Annotated in this window: 12 protein-coding genes; 3 read left to right on the top strand and 9 right to left on the bottom strand. The window is 31.0% G+C overall.

Annotated elements, in window-relative coordinates:
• Positions 1 to 5: 5 nt before the first annotated feature.
• The 8 genes from rodA to CX675_RS13120 all read right to left on the bottom strand — a co-directional run bounded on the left by rodA (position 6) and on the right by CX675_RS13120 (position 10558).
• The gene (gene rodA, locus CX675_RS13155; RefSeq protein WP_130735707.1) at positions 6 to 1259 is read right to left on the bottom strand and encodes a rod shape-determining protein RodA; all 1254 of its coding nucleotides are present in this window, start codon (positions 1257 to 1259) and stop codon (positions 6 to 8) included.
• The gene (gene mrdA, locus CX675_RS13150; RefSeq protein WP_130735706.1) at positions 1260 to 3173 is read right to left on the bottom strand and encodes a penicillin-binding protein 2; all 1914 of its coding nucleotides are present in this window, start codon (positions 3171 to 3173) and stop codon (positions 1260 to 1262) included.
• Positions 3170 to 3673 (bottom strand): rod shape-determining protein MreD, encoded by a 504-nt coding sequence (locus tag CX675_RS13145; protein WP_130735705.1) that lies wholly within the window; start codon positions 3671 to 3673, stop codon positions 3170 to 3172. The genes mrdA and CX675_RS13145 overlap by 4 nt, the downstream gene beginning before the upstream one ends.
• A 20-nt stretch (positions 3674 to 3693) precedes the next feature.
• Positions 3694 to 4500: a rod shape-determining protein MreC gene (gene mreC, locus CX675_RS13140; RefSeq protein ID WP_130735704.1), complete on the bottom strand. Its 807-nt coding sequence runs from the start codon at positions 4498 to 4500 to the stop codon at positions 3694 to 3696.
• Positions 4501 to 4509: 9 nt separating this feature from the next.
• Positions 4510 to 5538, bottom strand: a complete 1029-nt coding sequence (locus tag CX675_RS13135; RefSeq protein WP_130735703.1) for a rod shape-determining protein — start codon at positions 5536 to 5538, stop codon at positions 4510 to 4512.
• 59 nt (positions 5539 to 5597) lie between these two features.
• Positions 5598 to 7124, bottom strand: a complete 1527-nt coding sequence (gene purH, locus CX675_RS13130; RefSeq protein ID WP_130735702.1) for a bifunctional phosphoribosylaminoimidazolecarboxamide formyltransferase/IMP cyclohydrolase — start codon at positions 7122 to 7124, stop codon at positions 5598 to 5600.
• Between the two features lie 165 nt (positions 7125 to 7289).
• On the bottom strand, positions 7290 to 8321 hold the full coding sequence (locus CX675_RS13125; protein WP_130735701.1) for an SUMF1/EgtB/PvdO family nonheme iron enzyme: 1032 nt from the start codon (positions 8319 to 8321) through the stop codon (positions 7290 to 7292).
• Positions 8318 to 10558 (bottom strand): hypothetical protein, encoded by a 2241-nt coding sequence (locus CX675_RS13120; protein WP_130735700.1) that lies wholly within the window; start codon positions 10556 to 10558, stop codon positions 8318 to 8320. Before CX675_RS13120 ends, CX675_RS13125 begins: the two co-directional genes overlap by 4 nt.
• A 134-nt stretch (positions 10559 to 10692) precedes the next feature.
• Between CX675_RS13120 and CX675_RS13115 the strand changes: the two genes are divergently transcribed.
• The 3 genes from CX675_RS13115 (at position 10693) to CX675_RS13105 (ending at position 14599) form a co-directional block, all read left to right on the top strand.
• Positions 10693 to 12576, top strand: coding sequence for an ATP-binding protein (locus tag CX675_RS13115; protein ID WP_130735699.1), 1884 nt, complete (start codon positions 10693 to 10695; stop codon positions 12574 to 12576).
• The gene (locus CX675_RS13110; protein ID WP_130735698.1) at positions 12566 to 13177 is read left to right on the top strand and encodes a response regulator transcription factor; all 612 of its coding nucleotides are present in this window, start codon (positions 12566 to 12568) and stop codon (positions 13175 to 13177) included. The genes CX675_RS13115 and CX675_RS13110 overlap by 11 nt, the downstream gene beginning before the upstream one ends.
• 171 nt (positions 13178 to 13348) lie before the next feature.
• Positions 13349 to 14599 (top strand): ABC transporter permease, encoded by a 1251-nt coding sequence (locus CX675_RS13105; protein WP_130735697.1) that lies wholly within the window; start codon positions 13349 to 13351, stop codon positions 14597 to 14599.
• 54 nt (positions 14600 to 14653) lie between these two features.
• On the opposite strand, the gene CX675_RS13100 is transcribed toward CX675_RS13105, so the two are convergent.
• Positions 14654 to 18823, bottom strand: coding sequence for a T9SS type B sorting domain-containing protein (locus CX675_RS13100; RefSeq protein ID WP_130735696.1), 4170 nt, complete (start codon positions 18821 to 18823; stop codon positions 14654 to 14656).
• Positions 18824 to 18834: the final 11 nt, after the last annotated feature.

Genomic DNA, 18834 nt, shown 5'->3' with positions numbered 1-18834 from the left:
TTCTATTACCATTCATTTACTTTATTTGCATCGAGTTTTACAAAAATAAATAGCATTATTGTAAAAGCCCATAAACTAGAACCACCATATGAGAAAAAAGGTAAGGGAACACCTATGGTTGGGAAGAGTTTAATTAACATGGCAATATTTACAAAGAAATGAGTAAACAAATAACTGGCAACACAATAACCATACACCCTGCTAAATTTTGTCTTTTGTTTTTCAGCTTGAACAATAATCCTTAGAAATAAAGTTACAAAAATAAGTATTACTGTAGTGCTACCAATAAAGCCCCATTCTTCTCCTACCGTTGTAAAAATATAATCGGTATGTTGTTCTGGAACGAAGCCTCCTTTGGTTTGAGTACCTTCTAAATACCCTTTCCCAGTTAAACCTCCAGATCCAATAGTAATCATGGATTGATTTAAATTATACCCTTCTTTTTTTATATCTACATTCTTGCCAAGTAAGACATCTATTCTGTCTTTTTGATGTGGTTCTAAGACATTATTGTAAACATAATTTACAGAAAAAACAAATCCAGATATGACAGTAAAAATGATGAAAAAAAGAATAGTGTTTCTTTTAATTCGTTTCATTTTTAGATAGTATAATAGCATAATTATTGCAATACCAGCAATAATGTATTTTGGGTCTATTTTAAGTGCTAAAAAGAAAACGATTATGGCACCAAAGCCCGATGCTAAATACCAAGCAGGTAACCCTTCTCTATTTAATACAAAAATTAAGGATAAAAAAATCATGGCGCTTCCCGCATCTGGTTGTAAGAGAATCAAGAAAACGGGGAGTAATATAATGCCAAAACCAATCATTTGATGTTGAACATTTTTTAAGTTTATTTGTGAAAAACTTAAATATTTGGCCAATAACAAGGCTGTTCCGGTTTTTACAAATTCTGATGGTTGAAAACCAAAACCGCCAAATTGATACCAGTTGGTTTGCCCTTTTTTGGTAACCCCAAAAATAAATAACCCTAGGAGAAGTAGAACGCCTATACCGTAAAAGACAAAAGAAAAACGTTCAAATATTTTGGCATCTAAAAAAAGTAAAATAAGAATTAATGGAATACTTAGAAAAATGAAAAGCATTTGTCTTCCATAGGTTTGTTTTGTGTCAAAAACAGAGGTCGCTTCTAATGGTAATGAAGCAGAATAAATAGTTAACCAACCCATTACCACAAGAGCAATGTATAAAAGAACAATTATCCAATCTATATTGCCAATGCTTTTACCTCTCATTTAATTAACCTCCTCTTCTTTTAATGTTACACTTGGTTTTATGTCTTGTACTGATGTGGTTTCTGAAAACCTTTGATAAATTATGTTTTCTATTTTTTTGTATTCGTCTTCTAAAGATTGACTAAACATTCTTGTTTCTAAATCTTTTCTTGTAATTTCACCGTTAACATATTTTTCAATCATTAAAGTAGCTATAGGTCCCGCAAAACGATTCCCCCAATACCCATTTTCGACAAAAACTGCAATGGCAATAGTAGGGTTTTCTTTCGGTGCAAAGGCAACAAAAATAGAATGGTCTTTTAATTGATATGTTTTGCCTGCAACACGTATTTTGTTTTCGGCTGTACCTGTTTTGCCACAAATTTGCATGTCTTTAACTTTTAAACTAGCGGCGGTTCCTTTATTGTAAACATCTGCTAATCCTTCGATAACAGGTTCAAAATATTTGGCATCTACTGTAGTATAATGTTTGGTTGTGAATTTCTTGTCTAAGGGTTGATTTTTTATTTTTTTTACAATATGCGGTGTAAAATAATATCCCTTATTAGCCACTACAGCCATCATATTAGCTAGTTGAAGAGGCGTGGTTAAGATTTCTCCTTGACCAATTCCATTCGAAATTATAGTAGAACCTTTCCAACCACCATTAGGGTATAAACGTTCATATGTTTTTGAAGTGGGAATGTTTCCTTTTTTTCCAATGGGTAAATCAGTCCCCATATAATTTCCTAAACCAAAACTTTTAACATGATTAGACCATATATCAACACCCTTAGAAGAATTTTTAAATTTATCTATGGTGTTGCGATACACACTACAGAAATAGGTGTTACAAGAATTGTATATTCCATTATTTAATTTAGATAACCCGGAATCATGACATTTCATGAATCGTCCAGCACCATAAGAAAAACCATGATGACATACAAAACCAGTTTCTGGTGTAACAACCTCTTCTTGTAAACCAATTAATCCAGTTACTATTTTAAAAGGTGATCCAGGAGGATACTGCGCTAATAAACCTCTGTCGAATAGAGGATTTGCAATAGAATCATGGTATAAAGCAGTATAGTTTTTGGAACGTTGTCTTCCTACTAGTAATGCAGGATCATATGTAGGTGCAGAGACTAGTGCTAATATTTCTCCACTTTTTGGTTCAATAGCAACAATGCCTCCGCGTTTATTGACCATTAATTCGGTGCCATATTTTTGTAACTCATAATCAATAGTAAGGGTTAAATCTTTACCTTGTTGTGAAAGTGTGTCAAACTTTCCTTCTTTATAGGGTCCAATTACTTTATTGTATTTATCTCTTAAAAGATACTTTACACCTTTAACACCTCTTAAGATATCTTCATATTCCTGCTCAACACCTTGTTTTCCAATTAAATCACCACTATTGTAGTATGGGTTTTTCTTAATGATGGCTTCATTTACTTGGGTGATGAAGCCAAAAATATTGGCCCCAAAATTTACTTGATAATCCCTGAGTGCTCTTTTTTGAGTATAAAAACCTTCAAATTTTCTTTCTTTTTCTTGAAAAGCAGCGTATTCCTTTTTATTTAATTGAGCTAAAAAAACAGAAGGTAATCTTGGGCTATATGTGGTGGCTTTTTTGATTTTTTGTAAAAATTCTTCCTTGTCTATTTTTAATAAATTACAAAAATCTAAAGTGTCTAAATTTTTTATTTCTCTAGGAATGACCATAATATCATAAGATGGTTGATTAGCAACCAGTAATTTGTCGTTACGATCATAAATATATCCTCTTTCAGGAAAATCAAAAACCTTTTTTATGGCGTTATTTTCTGATTTTAATTTTAACGAATCATCAATTATTTGCAAATAAAAAATGCGAGCAATTAATACTACAGCAGCAACAATTATAATCGATGGTAATACAATTTTTCTCATCTTTTGTTAGGTTTGATAAGATAAATAATCAGTAAACAAATAATAAAGGAAAGGATGGTTGAAACTAATGTGGAATAGATGATTTCAAAAAATAATGTAAATCTAAAATACTCAAATAGAAATAAAATAAAATGATGTATAAAGATGGCTAAAAGAATGTATGAAATTCTTTCAGAAGTTATTTTATCGGCAATTTTTACGGTTTGATATTCATAACTAATTCCAAAAGAAAAACGAAATAAGTTTGGTCTTACAAAAGCTAAAGTGGTACAGGCCATGGCATGTATTCCTCCTGAATTGCAAAACATATCGATAATTAATCCTAGAAAAAAACTACTGATTAACAAAATGTTTTTATTGCCATTAACTGGGAACAATAAAATGTATAAAATATAGGGGTATGGGTTGGCAAACCCAAACATATGGATGTTGTTGAATAAGATTACTTGTAAAAAAATAAGTAATACAAAACGAATTATATTTAAGATGTTGTTATTCAATGCTTATTGTTAGTTATGTCTTATTCTAGTGCTTCAATTTCTTCTTTTTCTGTATTACCAATGATGTAAACGTAGCCTAAAGCTGTCATGTCGTTAAACAATCTTACATTTATGGTATAATAATTTGTTTTTTTATTAATGAAAACTTTGTCGATTTTTCCAATTGGAATATTCTCTGGAAATATTTTTGATTCGGCACCAGTTACAATTGAATCTCCTTTTTTTATATTTGCTAATCGAGGTACATCAGTTAATTGTACATAACCGGCATTTTTTCCATCCCAACTTAAAGTACCAAAATGATCTGAGTTTTTTATTTTGGCATTAATCTTAACGTCAATGTTTAAAATACTAATAATAGTGGCATAATTTTTTGATGTTTTTTCAGTAATCCCTACAATGCCATGATCATTTACAACTCCCATGCCACTCTTAATACTGTCTTTTGTTCCAGCATTAATAGTTAAAAAATTTTGTCTTGTATTGTAAGAGTTCTTAATAACTTTTGCTTTAGAAACAGTATAAAATAATACATCTTTATACTTTAAGTTCTTTGCATCGAGTACTGTGTCTTTTTTATTAAATAAAATCTCCTTTAATCTTGCATTTTCTTCAGCAAGTAATTCGTTTTTTTCTCTTAAGCTAAGATATTCGTTTATAGAATTTATATTTTCATATACTCCACCAGTGATACTATTGGCACTATTTATATACTCACTTCTGTGGAAAGAATGAGACCTGATAATAAGTGCAAATGAAATACCCAAAAGCAGCAAAAACAGCAATCTATAGCTGTTTTTTATAAAGAAATAAATTATTTGCTGCATGAATTATGTTTATTTTATAAGGATGCTTTTGTATTTACCAAGATTTTTTAATGCTATTCCTGTGCCTCTTACTACAGCTCTTAATGGATCTTCAGCAATGTATACAGGTAAATCAGTTTTAATAGAGATACGCTTGTCTAGACCTCTTAACATAGAACCACCACCAGCTAAATAAATACCCGTGTTGTAGATGTCAGCAGCTAATTCTGGAGGTGTTTGTGATAGTGTTTCCATAACTGCATCTTCAATTCTTTGTATCGATTTGTCTAAGGCTTTTGCTATTTCTCTATAAGAGATGTCAACTTGTTTTGGTTTGCCAGTTAATAAATCTCTTCCTTGTACTTGCATTTCTTCTGGTGGACTGTCTAAATCCTCAGTTGCAGCACCTATTTGAATTTTAATTTTTTCAGCAGTTGTTTCACCCACAAATAAATTGTGTTGTGTTCTCATATAGTAAATAATATCATTTGTAAATACATCACCAGCAATTTTTACTGATTTATCACAAACAATACCACCTAATGCGATTACTGCAATTTCTGTTGTACCTCCACCAATATCTACAATCATATTTCCTTTTGGTTGCATGATATCGACACCGATACCAATAGCAGCAGCCATAGGTTCATGTATTAGATACACTTCTTTTCCATTTACACGCTCAGCCGATTCTTTTACAGCACGCATTTCTACTTCAGTAATTCCTGAAGGTATACAAATTACCATTCGTAAAGCAGGTGTAAATAGTTTCTTTTTTAATGCAGGAATACTTTTAATAAGCATACTTATCATTTTTTCTGAAGCATCAAAATCGGCAATAACCCCATCTTTTAAAGGCCTTATTGTTTTAATGTTTTCATGTGTTTTTCCTTGCATCATATTAGCCTCTTTACCTACGGCTATTATTTTTCCACTAATACGATCCCGAGCAACAATAGAAGGGCTATCGATTACTACTTTGTCGTTGTGTATGATTAAGGTGTTTGCTGTACCAAGGTCAATTGCGATGTCCTCAGTCATGAAATCAAAAAATCCCATATGCTTTTTTTAGGGTTTTGTGTTAGTAAAAAAATTCGTGTTTTACAAATGTAATAAAATTAATGTTTAAAATGACGTGTTCCAGTAAATACCATTGATACGTTGTTTTCGTTACAATAATTTATACTTAATTCGTCTTTTATAGAACCTCCAGGTTGAATCACTGAAGTAATTCCTGCTTTATTCGCAATTTCTACACAATCTGGAAACGGGAAAAAGGCATCACTTGCCATTACAGCTCCAGTTAAATCAAATTCAAATGATGTTGCTTTTTCAATGGCTTGTTTTAAGGCATCAACACGGGAGGTTTGCCCTGTTCCAGAAGCACATAATTGTTTGTTTTTTGCTAAAACAATTGTATTTGATTTTGTGTGTTTGCAAATTTTTGAGGCAAAAATTAAATCTTCAATTTCTTCTTCAGAAGGTTTTGTATCAGTAACGTTTTTTAAGTGCGATTTAGTATCGGTAATATTATCTTTATCTTGTACTAAGATGCCATTTAAGCATGTTCTTACTTGTTTAGTGGGTAATTCAATGTCGTTGATAACTAGTAAAATTCTGTTTTTCTTTTCTTCTAGTAAGTCAATAGCATTTTTATCGAAAGATGGTGCAATGACTACTTCACAAAAAAGGGAATGTATTTCCTCTGCAGTTTCTAAATCGATAGTACCATTAGCTATTAAAACACCACCAAAAGCAGAAGTTGGATCTCCAGCTAAAGCATCCAAATAAGCTTCTTTCATGGTCTTTCTTGTAGCAATACCACAAGCATTGTTGTGTTTTAAAATAGCAAAAGTAGGAGCGTCATTTTTAAATTCATTCATTAAATTAACAGCAGCATCTACATCTAATAAGTTGTTATATGATAATTCTTTCCCGTTTAATTTGGTAAACATTTTATCAAATTCACCAAAGTAAAAACCTTTTTGGTGTGGATTTTCACCATATCGTAAGGTTTGACCATTTGACATACTTGTTTTTAAATAGGTCTCATCTGTATTAAAGTAATTAAAAATAGCAGTGTCATAATGCGATGATACATGGAAGGCTTTGGTTGCAAATAATCTTCTTTGCTCTATTGTAGTCGCTCCGTTTTCATTCGTGTAAAAATCTAAAAAAAGTTTATATTCCTCTACAGAAGGCACAATAACAGTGTCTTTGAAATTTTTGGCAGCAGCCCTAATTAAAGAAATACCTCCAATATCTATTTTCTCAATAATATCTGATTCATTTGCTCCTGAGGCAACCGTTTTTTCAAAAGGATATAAGTCAACAATTACTAAATCGATTTGAGGAATGTTATATTCTTCCATTTGTGCTACGTCTGAAGGGTTATCTTGACGATTTAAAATTCCTCCAAATACTTTTGGATGTAATGTTTTTACTCTACCTCCTAAAATAGAGGGATAATCTGTTACGTTTTCAACTGCTACAACAGGGATTCCTAAATTAGTAATAAAAGTTTCAGTTCCGCCAGTGGAATAAATGATAACTTGGTTTTGGTGAAGTGCTTTTACAATAGGTTCTAAACCTGTTTTGTCAAATACAGAAATTAAGGCAGAAGTAATTTTTTTTGTTGTGCTCATAGTGTTGTGTTGTATTGTTTTTTTATCAAAACAACTCCATTTGTTTTGGAATTGTTTTTGACAGTGTTTTCGTTGTGCAAAAGTAGTTATACTTATCAAAACTTTCAACAAATATCAACACAGAAAAGAACTTTTTTTTAATAAAATAATGTTTATAACTAGATTTTAATTTTCAAATGAAAATCTGCTAAAAAGTAAGGCTATTTTTTCAATATATTTTAGTTGTTCTTTTTTAAAGGTAAAAGTTATTTCTGACTCTTTTTCTTTGCCTAAGTTGTTAATATCTTGTGCCCAACAACAAAAACCAGCCGTTTGATTTTCTTCGTTAAAATAGAAGTTTTCAAATCCATTAAACCAATCGATGAAAAGATTTTCTTTATAGATGCCTTTGGGAGTTATAGAAATAGGAAATTTGGAATCATTTATAGTATTAAAAATCTCTTGAATTTCTGTTGTAAGACGCAATAGTTCATATTCTTTTTTACTGGTTACAATTCTAAAACCAATATCGGCTCTTTTTAGACCTTTAGTATGTTCTAATTTCGAATTGGGTTTTACATGGTCTGCATCTTCAAAAAAACTGCCTCCCATAATAATCATACTATTGCTATTGGCATAAATATCAGAAGGTTCTGTTATTTCCCAAACATTCCCACACATATGATATAAACCGTATAAATTAGGTTGTGTACAGGTAATACAATTGGGCTTTTCATTTTTAGCATTATTACGGTAAATAATATTTTTATTAACACCATTTTGATCTTCTTTATTTTCTGAAAAACCAATGGTTGCAGCATATTCCCATTCTTTATCTGTGGGTAAACGAAATTCTATTTGATAATAGTCTGACAACCATTTGCAATAGTCATTTGCATTGGCATAATTTACATTCACAACAGGAAGTAAATCATTATTGCCATTGAGTTGTTTTGGTATTTTTCTACCTGTTTTTTTACAGAAGGTAGCAAAATCATGATAGCTAATTTCATTGTTTAACATATAGATGGGATTTACTTCTCTAAAAGCTACAATTGTTGTTTTTTCGAAAAGAGTATCTTCTGGTTCTATCATAGTAGCATATTCTTCTTCACTCTCTATTAATGAAAAATGCGTAATATTGTTAAGTTGTGCATAAATACAATTGGTTAAAAAAAGTAAAAAACAAGCTGCTGTTTTTTTAAAAAATGGAATCATATAGTCTTAGGTTTCGTTTTTTTAATTGCATTATAAATATAAGGCAAGTATATCGATTTTTCTTTTTTTCTAGAAAGTTCTTGTTGAATATGTTCTAGTATGATATAACCATAATCTGCATCGTATTTTTTGGAAGCTGCTGTAGTAAGTAGTGCTTCAAAATCATATTTTACATTATCGTCTTCGGGTTTTGAAAATATAATATTCGAATCTAAATTTAGTTTATAAGTATAATTGTTGCTTAAAATAATATTGGTAAGTAATAATAAATAAGCCACACTTTCTTCTTTGTTTTCAGTGTAAAGTTGGGCAAAATTTGAAAAACATATAGCGCTTTCGTACTCTTTGATGCAAGTGGAAGCTAAGGCTGCTTTTGTCATAAGATCTTTATAAACCATGTTGTCATGTGTAAAATCGTAACGTAAAGAAGGCAAAAGTTCTTTGGCAATAGTTACTGCAAGATTATCGTTTTTGTTATCATAGGCATTATTAAAAGCTTCAATTTTTGACGCATTTATTTCTTCCCAGGTCTTTTTACGAGTATTTTTTTCCCATTCATCATAGGTTTGATTTATTTTTTTGAAATAATTAGTTGCTTTAACCAAGTTGTTTTTTTCATACAAACTAGGTTCGTGTGTTTTTAGTAGATAAATAAGTTGGTTATCGTTGTTGCCAAAATAAGTAATAGGAGTACCTTTTTTTATCATTTTTACAATTGGATTCAATATTTTAGCGGAAGTTTTTATGTCATTTTTTTTGAAAAGTGATTTTGACCAAAATATTAAAGCACGTGAATAGCAGTGTTGTAGAGACATATCGTCAGTAGCTAAGCTATTTTTTTCTTTACTTATTTTTATCGAATTAAAATTAATTAGTTCCTTCTTTGGGTATTGTTTTAAAAGGGCTTCTTCAAATTTTTGAGCTTCTTGTATGGCTAAGTCGTAATTAGCTGAATAATATAAAGCAGCAATTTCATAAGAATAGATTTCCCAATAAGAAGTAGATTTAAAATTTTTATTACGTATATCTACGGTAGTTCTTTCTCTGTTTAACATTCTGTAAGCATCATAATAGTAACCGTTGTAATACAAAAGATATCCTAAATTAATACGCCATTGAATAGTGTTATCAGTGAAGTTTCTCATTTTAATTACCCTTTTTAAATCGGTGTTGTGATTCGTTAAAGCTGAGAAATATTCAAATAAGGCTAAATCTACTTTGTTTTCAGCAAAATAGCCTATCCCTCTTTTTTCAAATTCTTTAATATCTTCTGAGAAATTAGGATTTGGTACAGAAACAGTAATGCCAGATAAATAGCGATATGCATTGGTAGCCGGATGAAAACCAAATTGTGCTTTTCCGTAGGCATAAATGGTATTGATTTTTTTAAATTGGTCAGCAGGAATTACATTGTTGTAGTTATAATCGTAATAAATATTGTAATAGTTATATGTGTCTATTAAAACCCGATTAATAATAGCCGATTTTTCTTCAGCAGGTAGGGTTGGCGATAATATGGTTTTTTCAATTAATAAGGCGTAAATGTCTAAATAGGAAGGTAATTGTTCACCATTGAATAAGTAATATTTGCTCTGTGTCTCGGTAAGAAACTGTTTTGTGCTAGCATCCCATTCTTTTAGTTTTTCAATAAGTGTTTTATAAGTAGTATTAGACCAATTAGTGAATTTTACTTTTTCTTCGGCTGTATTTTTCTCGTTTTGTATTCTCTTTTTTTCAGCAGCTATTCGATCTTGCTCCGCTTTAGCTTGTCTTCTTTCTTCTTCTTTAGCTTGTCTTTGTCTTTCCCATTCTTTTTCTTCATCAAAAGAAAGATGATAGTCGCAGTCATATCGATACGAATCGGTATATTTGTCATTGTCATCATATAAACCAGAAGAGGAATGAATTCTGTTACGCGCTTGTTTTGCACTGTTTTCAGATTCATAAACATATACATTTGCTTTGTATTCTTTGCTCCAAGGTTTATATCTGAACCAACTATCGTAATGATCTCGTATCATTTTTTGAATGGCATACTCACCTCGATCACCCCATTGACAGTTAATAGATTTTACAAAAGATAACACTATATGTCCATCTTTTTGTGAGGTTTGCTGGGTAAAATAATATACCGTTATGTATCTTGTAGGTTTTGTTTCATTCGCATAATTAGAAGATATACATAGGAAAGTAAAAAGTAATACGAAAGCGTGTTTTTTAAATATAAATGGTTTCATATCTATCTGATAGTTACTGTTTTATTCTTTTTTATAAAGATACTATAAATTTATTTTTATTATAAAACACCCACAATACCAATAACTTGGTATTTTTATTTTCAGTAAATTACAAGATATTTGTTGTACTAATTATGAGGTTTTCAAACAAAATTGTATTTACTATTTGCATTTGTATTCACTTTATAACCATTGTTTCTGCGCAAGAAAAAAATGTTTTTAAAGTGAACGGACCTAATATTGATAATTTGTATGCTTATTTGCGAGTTTGGATAGATACAACTAAGAATGCCAGTTTCACAGATGTTGCTGCAAAATTAAGTAATGATAATTTGTTTGATGACGCTTATTCATCTAAGAAAAATATTGGTTTAAATCCTTATTCTACTTGGTATTATTTAAAAATTGAAAATAATTCCGAAATTGAACACAACTATTGGTGGTCATTTTATACTCATGCCGATTCTCTTTATGTGTTTCGTAAAAAAAATTGGCATTGGGTAGCAACTGATACCTTGTTTAGAAATCAATTATTGCGTGATAGGAAAGTGAAGACCAGAGCGCTGTCTATTCCTGTTTTTTTAGAATATAAGCAAAAACAAGAAATCGTAGTAAAATTAATTAATAAGCGGCATACACAAAATGCTTTTACCGATTTAACAACCCCTGAACATCATCTTCTATGGGAGAAACAATTTTATTGGTCGGTTGGTTTCTTTATTGGAACATTTTTAATTATGTCTTTACTAAGTTTAATTCTTTGGATAATTCAAAGAAAAAATGTGTTTTTATTCTTTTTCTTTTATTTGCTTGTCGTAATTATCATTGCTTTGTCTGAAGAATTAATGAATACTATTGTTTCACAAGCAACTTTATTTTGGATAATCAATCGATTTCATTCTCTACCATTGGCGTTATTAGCTGTTTGTATAAACTATAGTATTGTTTCTTACATTTTTCAGGATACAGAGACTGAAATTAGCTGTAAAAAAATATTCGATTTTTGCTATAAATTAGGTCTTTTTTGTAGTCTTTTTTCAATAGTTATCTATTTTTTGTTTATGAATCAACTTCATTTTGGACAAATAGGATATACGTTATTTTGGAAAATAAATCTCTATCTTATCTTTGTTATTGTAGCTATTACTGTTTTAAAAATCATTTTATTGTCCTTACAATCAAAAAATATTACAGCAGGTATTTTCTTTGTAATTATTATGTTGCTTTTTAACCCAGCAGGTTATTTTTTAAATTATTCTGGTATCTTAAATTATTATGAAATAACCTATCCTAACTATTTCTACTGGGTGGTTTGTGTTGAGTTTATTTTTATTGGTGTTTTAATTGCGTGGCGATTTCAAAAAACTGCTAAAATAAAATTTCAGTTGGAAATTGAAAACGCAAATTATGAAGAGCGTATGATGCATAGGGAATTAAATATTCAAAATCAAGAAAGGCAGCAAATTGCGAGAGATTTACACGATGATTTAGGAGCAACCATTAGTGCTATAAAACTTTGGGTAACCAATAATTATGAAGAAGATAAAATTTTAATAGATATGATAACTAATGCGAGTAATGACATTCGCGGATTTTATAAAAAATTAGCGATACATACGTCTCATCAAAATACTATTAAGGATAGAATTAATACTCTTGTAGCATTATATCAAAATATAAGTCCAATAGAATTTAGCGTAATTTTTATTGGTAACGAAAGTCTTTTGTCGAATGTTACAGCCGATACTATTTTTAAAATTTGTAATGAAATTGTGACTAATATTTTAAAACACGCACAAGCCAAAGAAGTTACTATTCAAATCTTAATCGACGAAGAAATTCAACTTATAATTGAAGATAATGGTGTTGGTTTTGATCTTGATAAGGCGATGAAAGGAACAGGTATGGGATTAAAAAACATTCATCAGCGAGTTAAGAATAGAAATGGCGAAGTGCACATTTCGAGTACAAAAGGTAATACAACAATTATTATAAACATTCCTTTGCATGAAAACTAAAATTAATAATACTATCATTATCGATGATCACAAACTTTTTGCAGAAGGATTGGCAAGGATTTTAAGTGATATTGAATTAGTTCAATTACAAGATGTTATTGCTTCTGAAAAAGAATTGCCTGAGTTACTGGATTGCATCGATTTGATTTTGCTGGATATTCAATTAAAAGAAGAAAATGGATTGGATATTGCTAAACGCATAAAAACAAATTATCCACAAATAAAGATAATTTTTATTTCGATGTTTGATCCTAAAGCCTTGGTTCAGGAAATCAAGCGAAGCGAAGCGAATGGATTTATTCCAAAAAGTACCGATGCCAAAGAAGTTAAAGAAGTAATTATGGCTGTTTTACAAGGTGAAGATGTATTTTTGGAAATGGATATGCAGAGTTATTTACCACAACCTTTGTTTAAACTTATTTCCAAAAGAGAAAAAGAAATTATTTTATTAATAAAAGAAGGAAAAACGGCAAAACAAATTGCAGATATGTTACACATTAGTCAATTTACTGTAGATACTCACCGAAAAAATATTTTAAAGAAACTCGAACTTAATTCTATTAAAGATTTAATTGCTTTTTCGTTTCATAATTTGTTTTAATCTGTAAAAAAAGTATTTTTTTTTTTTCAAAAATTTCCACGTTGTATCAAAATTTTATTAATGCCGAAATTATAATAACTTATAGTGTGTTGCAGGTGAACATTATCTTTTTCAACTCATTTTGTAACATTTTTTGCTTTAGGTCTACTAATAAGATAATTCAACTGTATTATGTTATTATATCTTCGATTACTTAAAGAAAGTTTAAGCTTTGCGCTTAATGCCTTGCGAAATAACAAACTACGCACCTTATTGTCTCTTTTAGGAGTTACGATAGGTATTTTTTCTATTATTGCTGTGTTGGCAGCAGTAGATTCTATGGATAAAAAAATTAAGGAAGATTTAAGTGACATGGATTTAAATACAGTGTATTTAATTCGCTTTTCTTTTGGCCCTACTGATGTTCCGAGATGGAAAAGAGAACAATTTCCTGACGTTACTTATGAAGAATACGAATACATCAAAAGATCGGTGAAATATGTAGATAAAATGTCTTTCAATTTGTTTACGCGTAGCGAAAATATCAAATACGAAGATAAAACCGTTAATTCAATTCAAGTAAATCCTTGTACCAATGAATTAATTGATATAGAACCTATCAAAGTAGAATCGGGGCGCTTTTTTAACGAATCAGAATCTAATTCTGGAACACCAGTTATTGTTATAGGTAGCGAAGTAGCAACAAGTCTTTTCGGTAATAAAAATCCTTTGGGAAAGAAAATAAGATTATATGGACAAAAATTAACTGTTATTGGTGTACTTAAAAAGCAAGGACAATCTACTTTTGGACAAAGTAATGATGTTACTGTGTTTTTTCCAGTTAATTTCTTAAGAAGAATGTACGGAGATAATAATAAAAGTATTACTCCAGCTATTTTAATTAAACCTGAAAAGGGTGTTGATATGAATGAATTTAAAGCAGAATTAACTCAAAAATTACGAACTTTTAGAAGTATTAAACCAGGAGAAATAAATAATTTTTTTATCAATGTGTTATCTGGATTTACAGATTTTATTGATAATATCGTTGGACAGATGAATAAAATAGGATGGGGGATTAGCTTTTTCTCACTTTTGGTAGGTGGTTTTGGAATTGCTAATATCATGTTTGTTTCTGTAAAAGAGCGAACTAATTTAATTGGCATTCAAAAAGCTTTAGGAGCCAAAAATAAATTTATCTTGTTTCAATTTTTATTTGAAGCAGTTATTTTATCTTTAATTGGTGGAATTGTAGGGATGTTATTAGTGTGGCTATGTGCTGTCGGTTTAAGCGCAGCTTTGGATTTTGAATTTGTATTAAGTACTCAAAATTTATTAATAGGTAGCGGGTTGGCTACTTTTATTGGTTTGGTATCTGGAATTATTCCTGCTATATCAGCTTCAAAATTAGATCCTGTGGAAGCTATTAGAACAGGATTATAAAATAAGGATTAGTAATTATAAATAAAAAAGCACTTGGTATCAAGTGCTTTTTATTTATCTCTTCATTGTAAAATGAGCCTTAAAAGTTTTGTTTTGGTTGTTGTATTTATATTCTACTACAAACCAATAATCTGTAGATGGCAAAGGAACACCGTTATAAGTGCCATCCCATCCTGGACCATTTGGTGAAATTTGTTTTATCAATTTTCCATAGCGGTCAAAAATTGAGATAACTGTTTCTTGACTATCTTTTAAATCATAAATATTCCATTTGTCATTGTAGCCGTCAGCATTTGGTGTGAAAAATTTAGGGTATTTAATGACAGTAAAAGTTAGTGTTTGGTCTCCACAATTCCCATAGATATCATTAACAATAATAGTATGATCTCCCGATCCTATGTCAGTAAAAATAGGACTTTGTTGAAATTGACCTCCATCTAATTGATATTCATAATCCCCATATCCATTTGAAATAGTTACAGTCGCAACGGCTACTTCTTCAAAAGTGTCTGTTAAAACAACTTCCGCAACTGCAATACTAGACTGAGTTACTTCAACCGTTGTAGGGTCGTAAGAACAATCAGGAGCGTTTTCAGTCGTTAATTTAACAGGAACGACATCATATGTTCCAATCTCACTAGCTGTGTATTGAAATCCTGAGCCCATTAAAACCCCATTAAGATACCATTCTATTTCATAATTGTTACTGTTCAAGCTACTATCTTGATTTACCTGCAATACTGCAGTTTGTTCCACTACTCCTGTTTCTGGATGAATACAAATGATACCGTCTTCTACTGAAAATACAGATCTTGGGTAAACTGTAAATTGAAAATGTGTTTCATCATGACAATTTGGGTTATTTGTAGCTTCTGCATATACCCAAACATCAAATGTTATACTCGAACTAGTTGCAGCAACACTATAAGTATAGTCGTTAGGATTGATTAAATTAACTGGATTACCGCCTGGCTGACTGTAATAATTTAGAGTATAGGCTGTTGGTGTTAATGTTGGTAAAGTAAAATCACCACAATAACTAGCACCATCTAAAGATGTAAAATCTATTGGATATAAAGTTAAATCTGGGGTTTCAGATATGGTTACAGTAAAGCTTTTTTCTTCCGTACAAGGAAAACGATCTCCATTACTTGCAAAAACATAAATAGTTTGTGTTGAAGTAAGAGTATAATTACTAGGGTTTATAATGTCTGTTGGATTACCACCTGATTGTGAATAATAATTTATAGTATAATTATCTGGCGATGAAGGTGTATGTGTTAAATTTTCAAGTGTATAGTTGTCACAAGCAGTATGGTTGTCATAATCAGGTAAGCCAATATAGTTATAGTAAACCGTAAAAGGAATGTCTTGGGTACAACCTGTATTTGGATCTATATTATATATATAAAAGGTTTTGGTTTCATTAAATACCATAGTTGCATCGACTAAGATACCAGAAGCATTTGGTTCGGTATAATAATTACCATCAATTGGATTAGGTAATGAATAGGAGTTGCAATAATATAGATCTCCTACCGTGTCTACTGGTGGTAACGGATTAATAGTAATGCTAAAAGAGCTTTGGTTGTCACAACCTGCCGCGTTTGCAGGAGTGTAAACATAGTATGTTCCTGGGGCATTGTTGTTTCCTGTTAAATCGATAATGTCGCCAGCTTGTAACATCTCTCCTGAACCATTAGGTTCTGTATAATAGTTTCCATTTGTTAATGCTGGTAAAACATAAGAATCGCAAGCTACAACATCGTTTGGAGAGTCTACAGGAGGTACAGGTAAAATAGTTACGTCAAAAGACATATTATCAGTACAGTTTGGTGCTGTACTTGTATTGGCATAAATATAGATAGTTTGCGATGTGGTAATGTTGGTTTGTGCTGGTATGATGGTTCCTGTTCCTGTGGGACCAGTATAGTAATTTCCTGCATCTAAATTAGGTAAAGTATAACTACCACAGGCATTTTGGTTCCCTACGTTATTAATGATATAGATGGTAAATGTGGTGCTATCACTACAACCATTTACATCAGGGCCATTAGTAATAGTAATAGTTTGTGTTGTGGAGATAACATCACCAGCGGATAGTTGATTTCCTTGCGCATTATAATAATTGCCATTGGTTAATGGTTGTAAAGTGTAATTCACGCAAGTAACCACATCATTTAATGAGTCTACAGGTGGTAAAGGGTGTATTATTAATGGAAAAGCTTCTTCTTTACAAAAATTACCATTTACTTCAGCGTAATAATAGATAGTTTGATCAGTTGTTATAATTGTACCGCTAGGGATGATAGTGTTAGTAGGGTTTCCAGAGCCACCAGTTTGAGTAAAGAAATCTCCTTCAATAGGGTTTGGAACTACAAATTGGCCACAATATTCTAAAGGAATTCCATATTCATCTATAAGTGTTATTTGAAAGCTAGATTGATTCGTGCATCCGTTGATGTCTGGACCATTAAAAATATAATAAGTTCCCCCTACATCTATGCTATCACCTGCATTATACGAATTACCTGTTCCGTTTGGTCCAGAAAAATAATTTCCATTAGTAATAGAAGGTAATATATATTCATGACATTCAACTATACTATTAATAGTGTCTACCAATGGAAGTGGGTGTATAATAATGTCGAAGTTACTAACTGCAAAACATTGTGAATTCGTATTAGATTCTATTCTAACCCAAACAGTTTGTATTGAAGCACCTGTAGCAACACCATAATTTGTTGGATTAGGATAATTTCCAAGACCACCTATTTGAGCTTCATTTTGAGAAGGATAAAAAGAAAGTGTGTAATCTGAAGCAAGTTGTGAATTGTTTGCCAAAGTTTGGTTTATTAAATTAACCGTTTGCCCAGAAGGATTAGTAGTGTCGCAATTTTCAAAATTAGCAATTGGATTAACTACAATAGGATCACTAACCAGTAAATCAAAAGGGTAAATGGCATCACAAAATGCGGCTGTATTGGTATTGTATAATGCTAGATAAATAGTTTCATTTCCTGTGCTATTATAATTAGTAACTTGAGTAATTGCATTAGTATGAGAACTTGCTTCTGTTATAGAAGCGTAATAGTATATATCATAAACCGCGTTGTTGATTGCTAAATTTGTTTCGTTGTTGAGTGTTAAATCGTAGTTGTAAGTAGTACTTCCGTTGTTGCAAGCAATTAAATCTACAGGATTATTGACAGCTAAATCTGAGAATACAATTTGATCGGTTATAACACAATTTGAATTTGGCTTAGTTAAAGTAACTTCATACATACCACTTTGTGTTACTGTTAAGGTGTTACTTGTTTCTGCTAAAGGATTTCCGTTCCAAGTCCAACTATGATTAAACTCAGTATCACTTAAACCAGAAGTGATTGTTCTCATGTCTCCTGTACAAATGGTGTCATCTGAACCTAAATCAATTGTTGTAATAAAACTTCCTGAAGCTAAAAAAACAGCAGAATCATATCGATAATCTTGATAATCACCTATAACTAATCGAATTCTGTAAGAGTTATTGGGTGTTACTGCTGCTGAGGCATTCATAACAGTAGTAAAACCTCTCATGTTCATGGTAGAGCTGCTAGGATTGTTTACATTATAAGTGCTAAATAAATTTGCATTAGCTGAATTGCAATTGTTGTTATAAGCTTGATTTCTTATGTTTAAAACAGAGACAGGTGTTGTAGTAGTTGGGATTACAGCTAAATTTGTTGTAGTGTTAGTTGTTAGATCAGTTAGGAAAAAGGCAAAAGTGTCAAAAGAGGCACACTGCCATTGTCCATATTCATTTGATGCAAAAAGAAAATCAAAACTAAAATTAGAAGACAAAGGGATAAAATCAAACTGAAGAAAAGCAACATCGGTTATTAAACCAGACTGACCCGCATTGGTAACAATGCTTTGTAGACCATTATCTCCATTAGTATTTACTTGGCTATCTAAATTGTTGCCTGTATATTGCCCTTCGGAATATTTAGCGATACCACTACGAATAATGATGCCTTCATTAATTGGAAAAGCTGATCCATTGTTGTTAAATGATGCTACTGATTGATTGGATGAAATCATTACATTGGATACATCTGTGCAAGAATTTCCTAAAAGTAAATCCACTAATTGATTTGGGGAATTACTGGTGTCATCCACAGTAATGGATTGAGAATAAGATAACATTGGCAAAAGCCAAAATAAAATTAGTAGTTTCTTCATTATGATATCTT

The sequence above is a fragment of the Flavobacterium sp. J27 genome, from assembly GCF_004303025.1.
Taxonomy (GTDB): domain Bacteria; phylum Bacteroidota; class Bacteroidia; order Flavobacteriales; family Flavobacteriaceae; genus Flavobacterium.
Note: the sequence above shows the minus strand (reverse complement) of the source record. Positions and strands in the feature narration are given on the sequence as shown.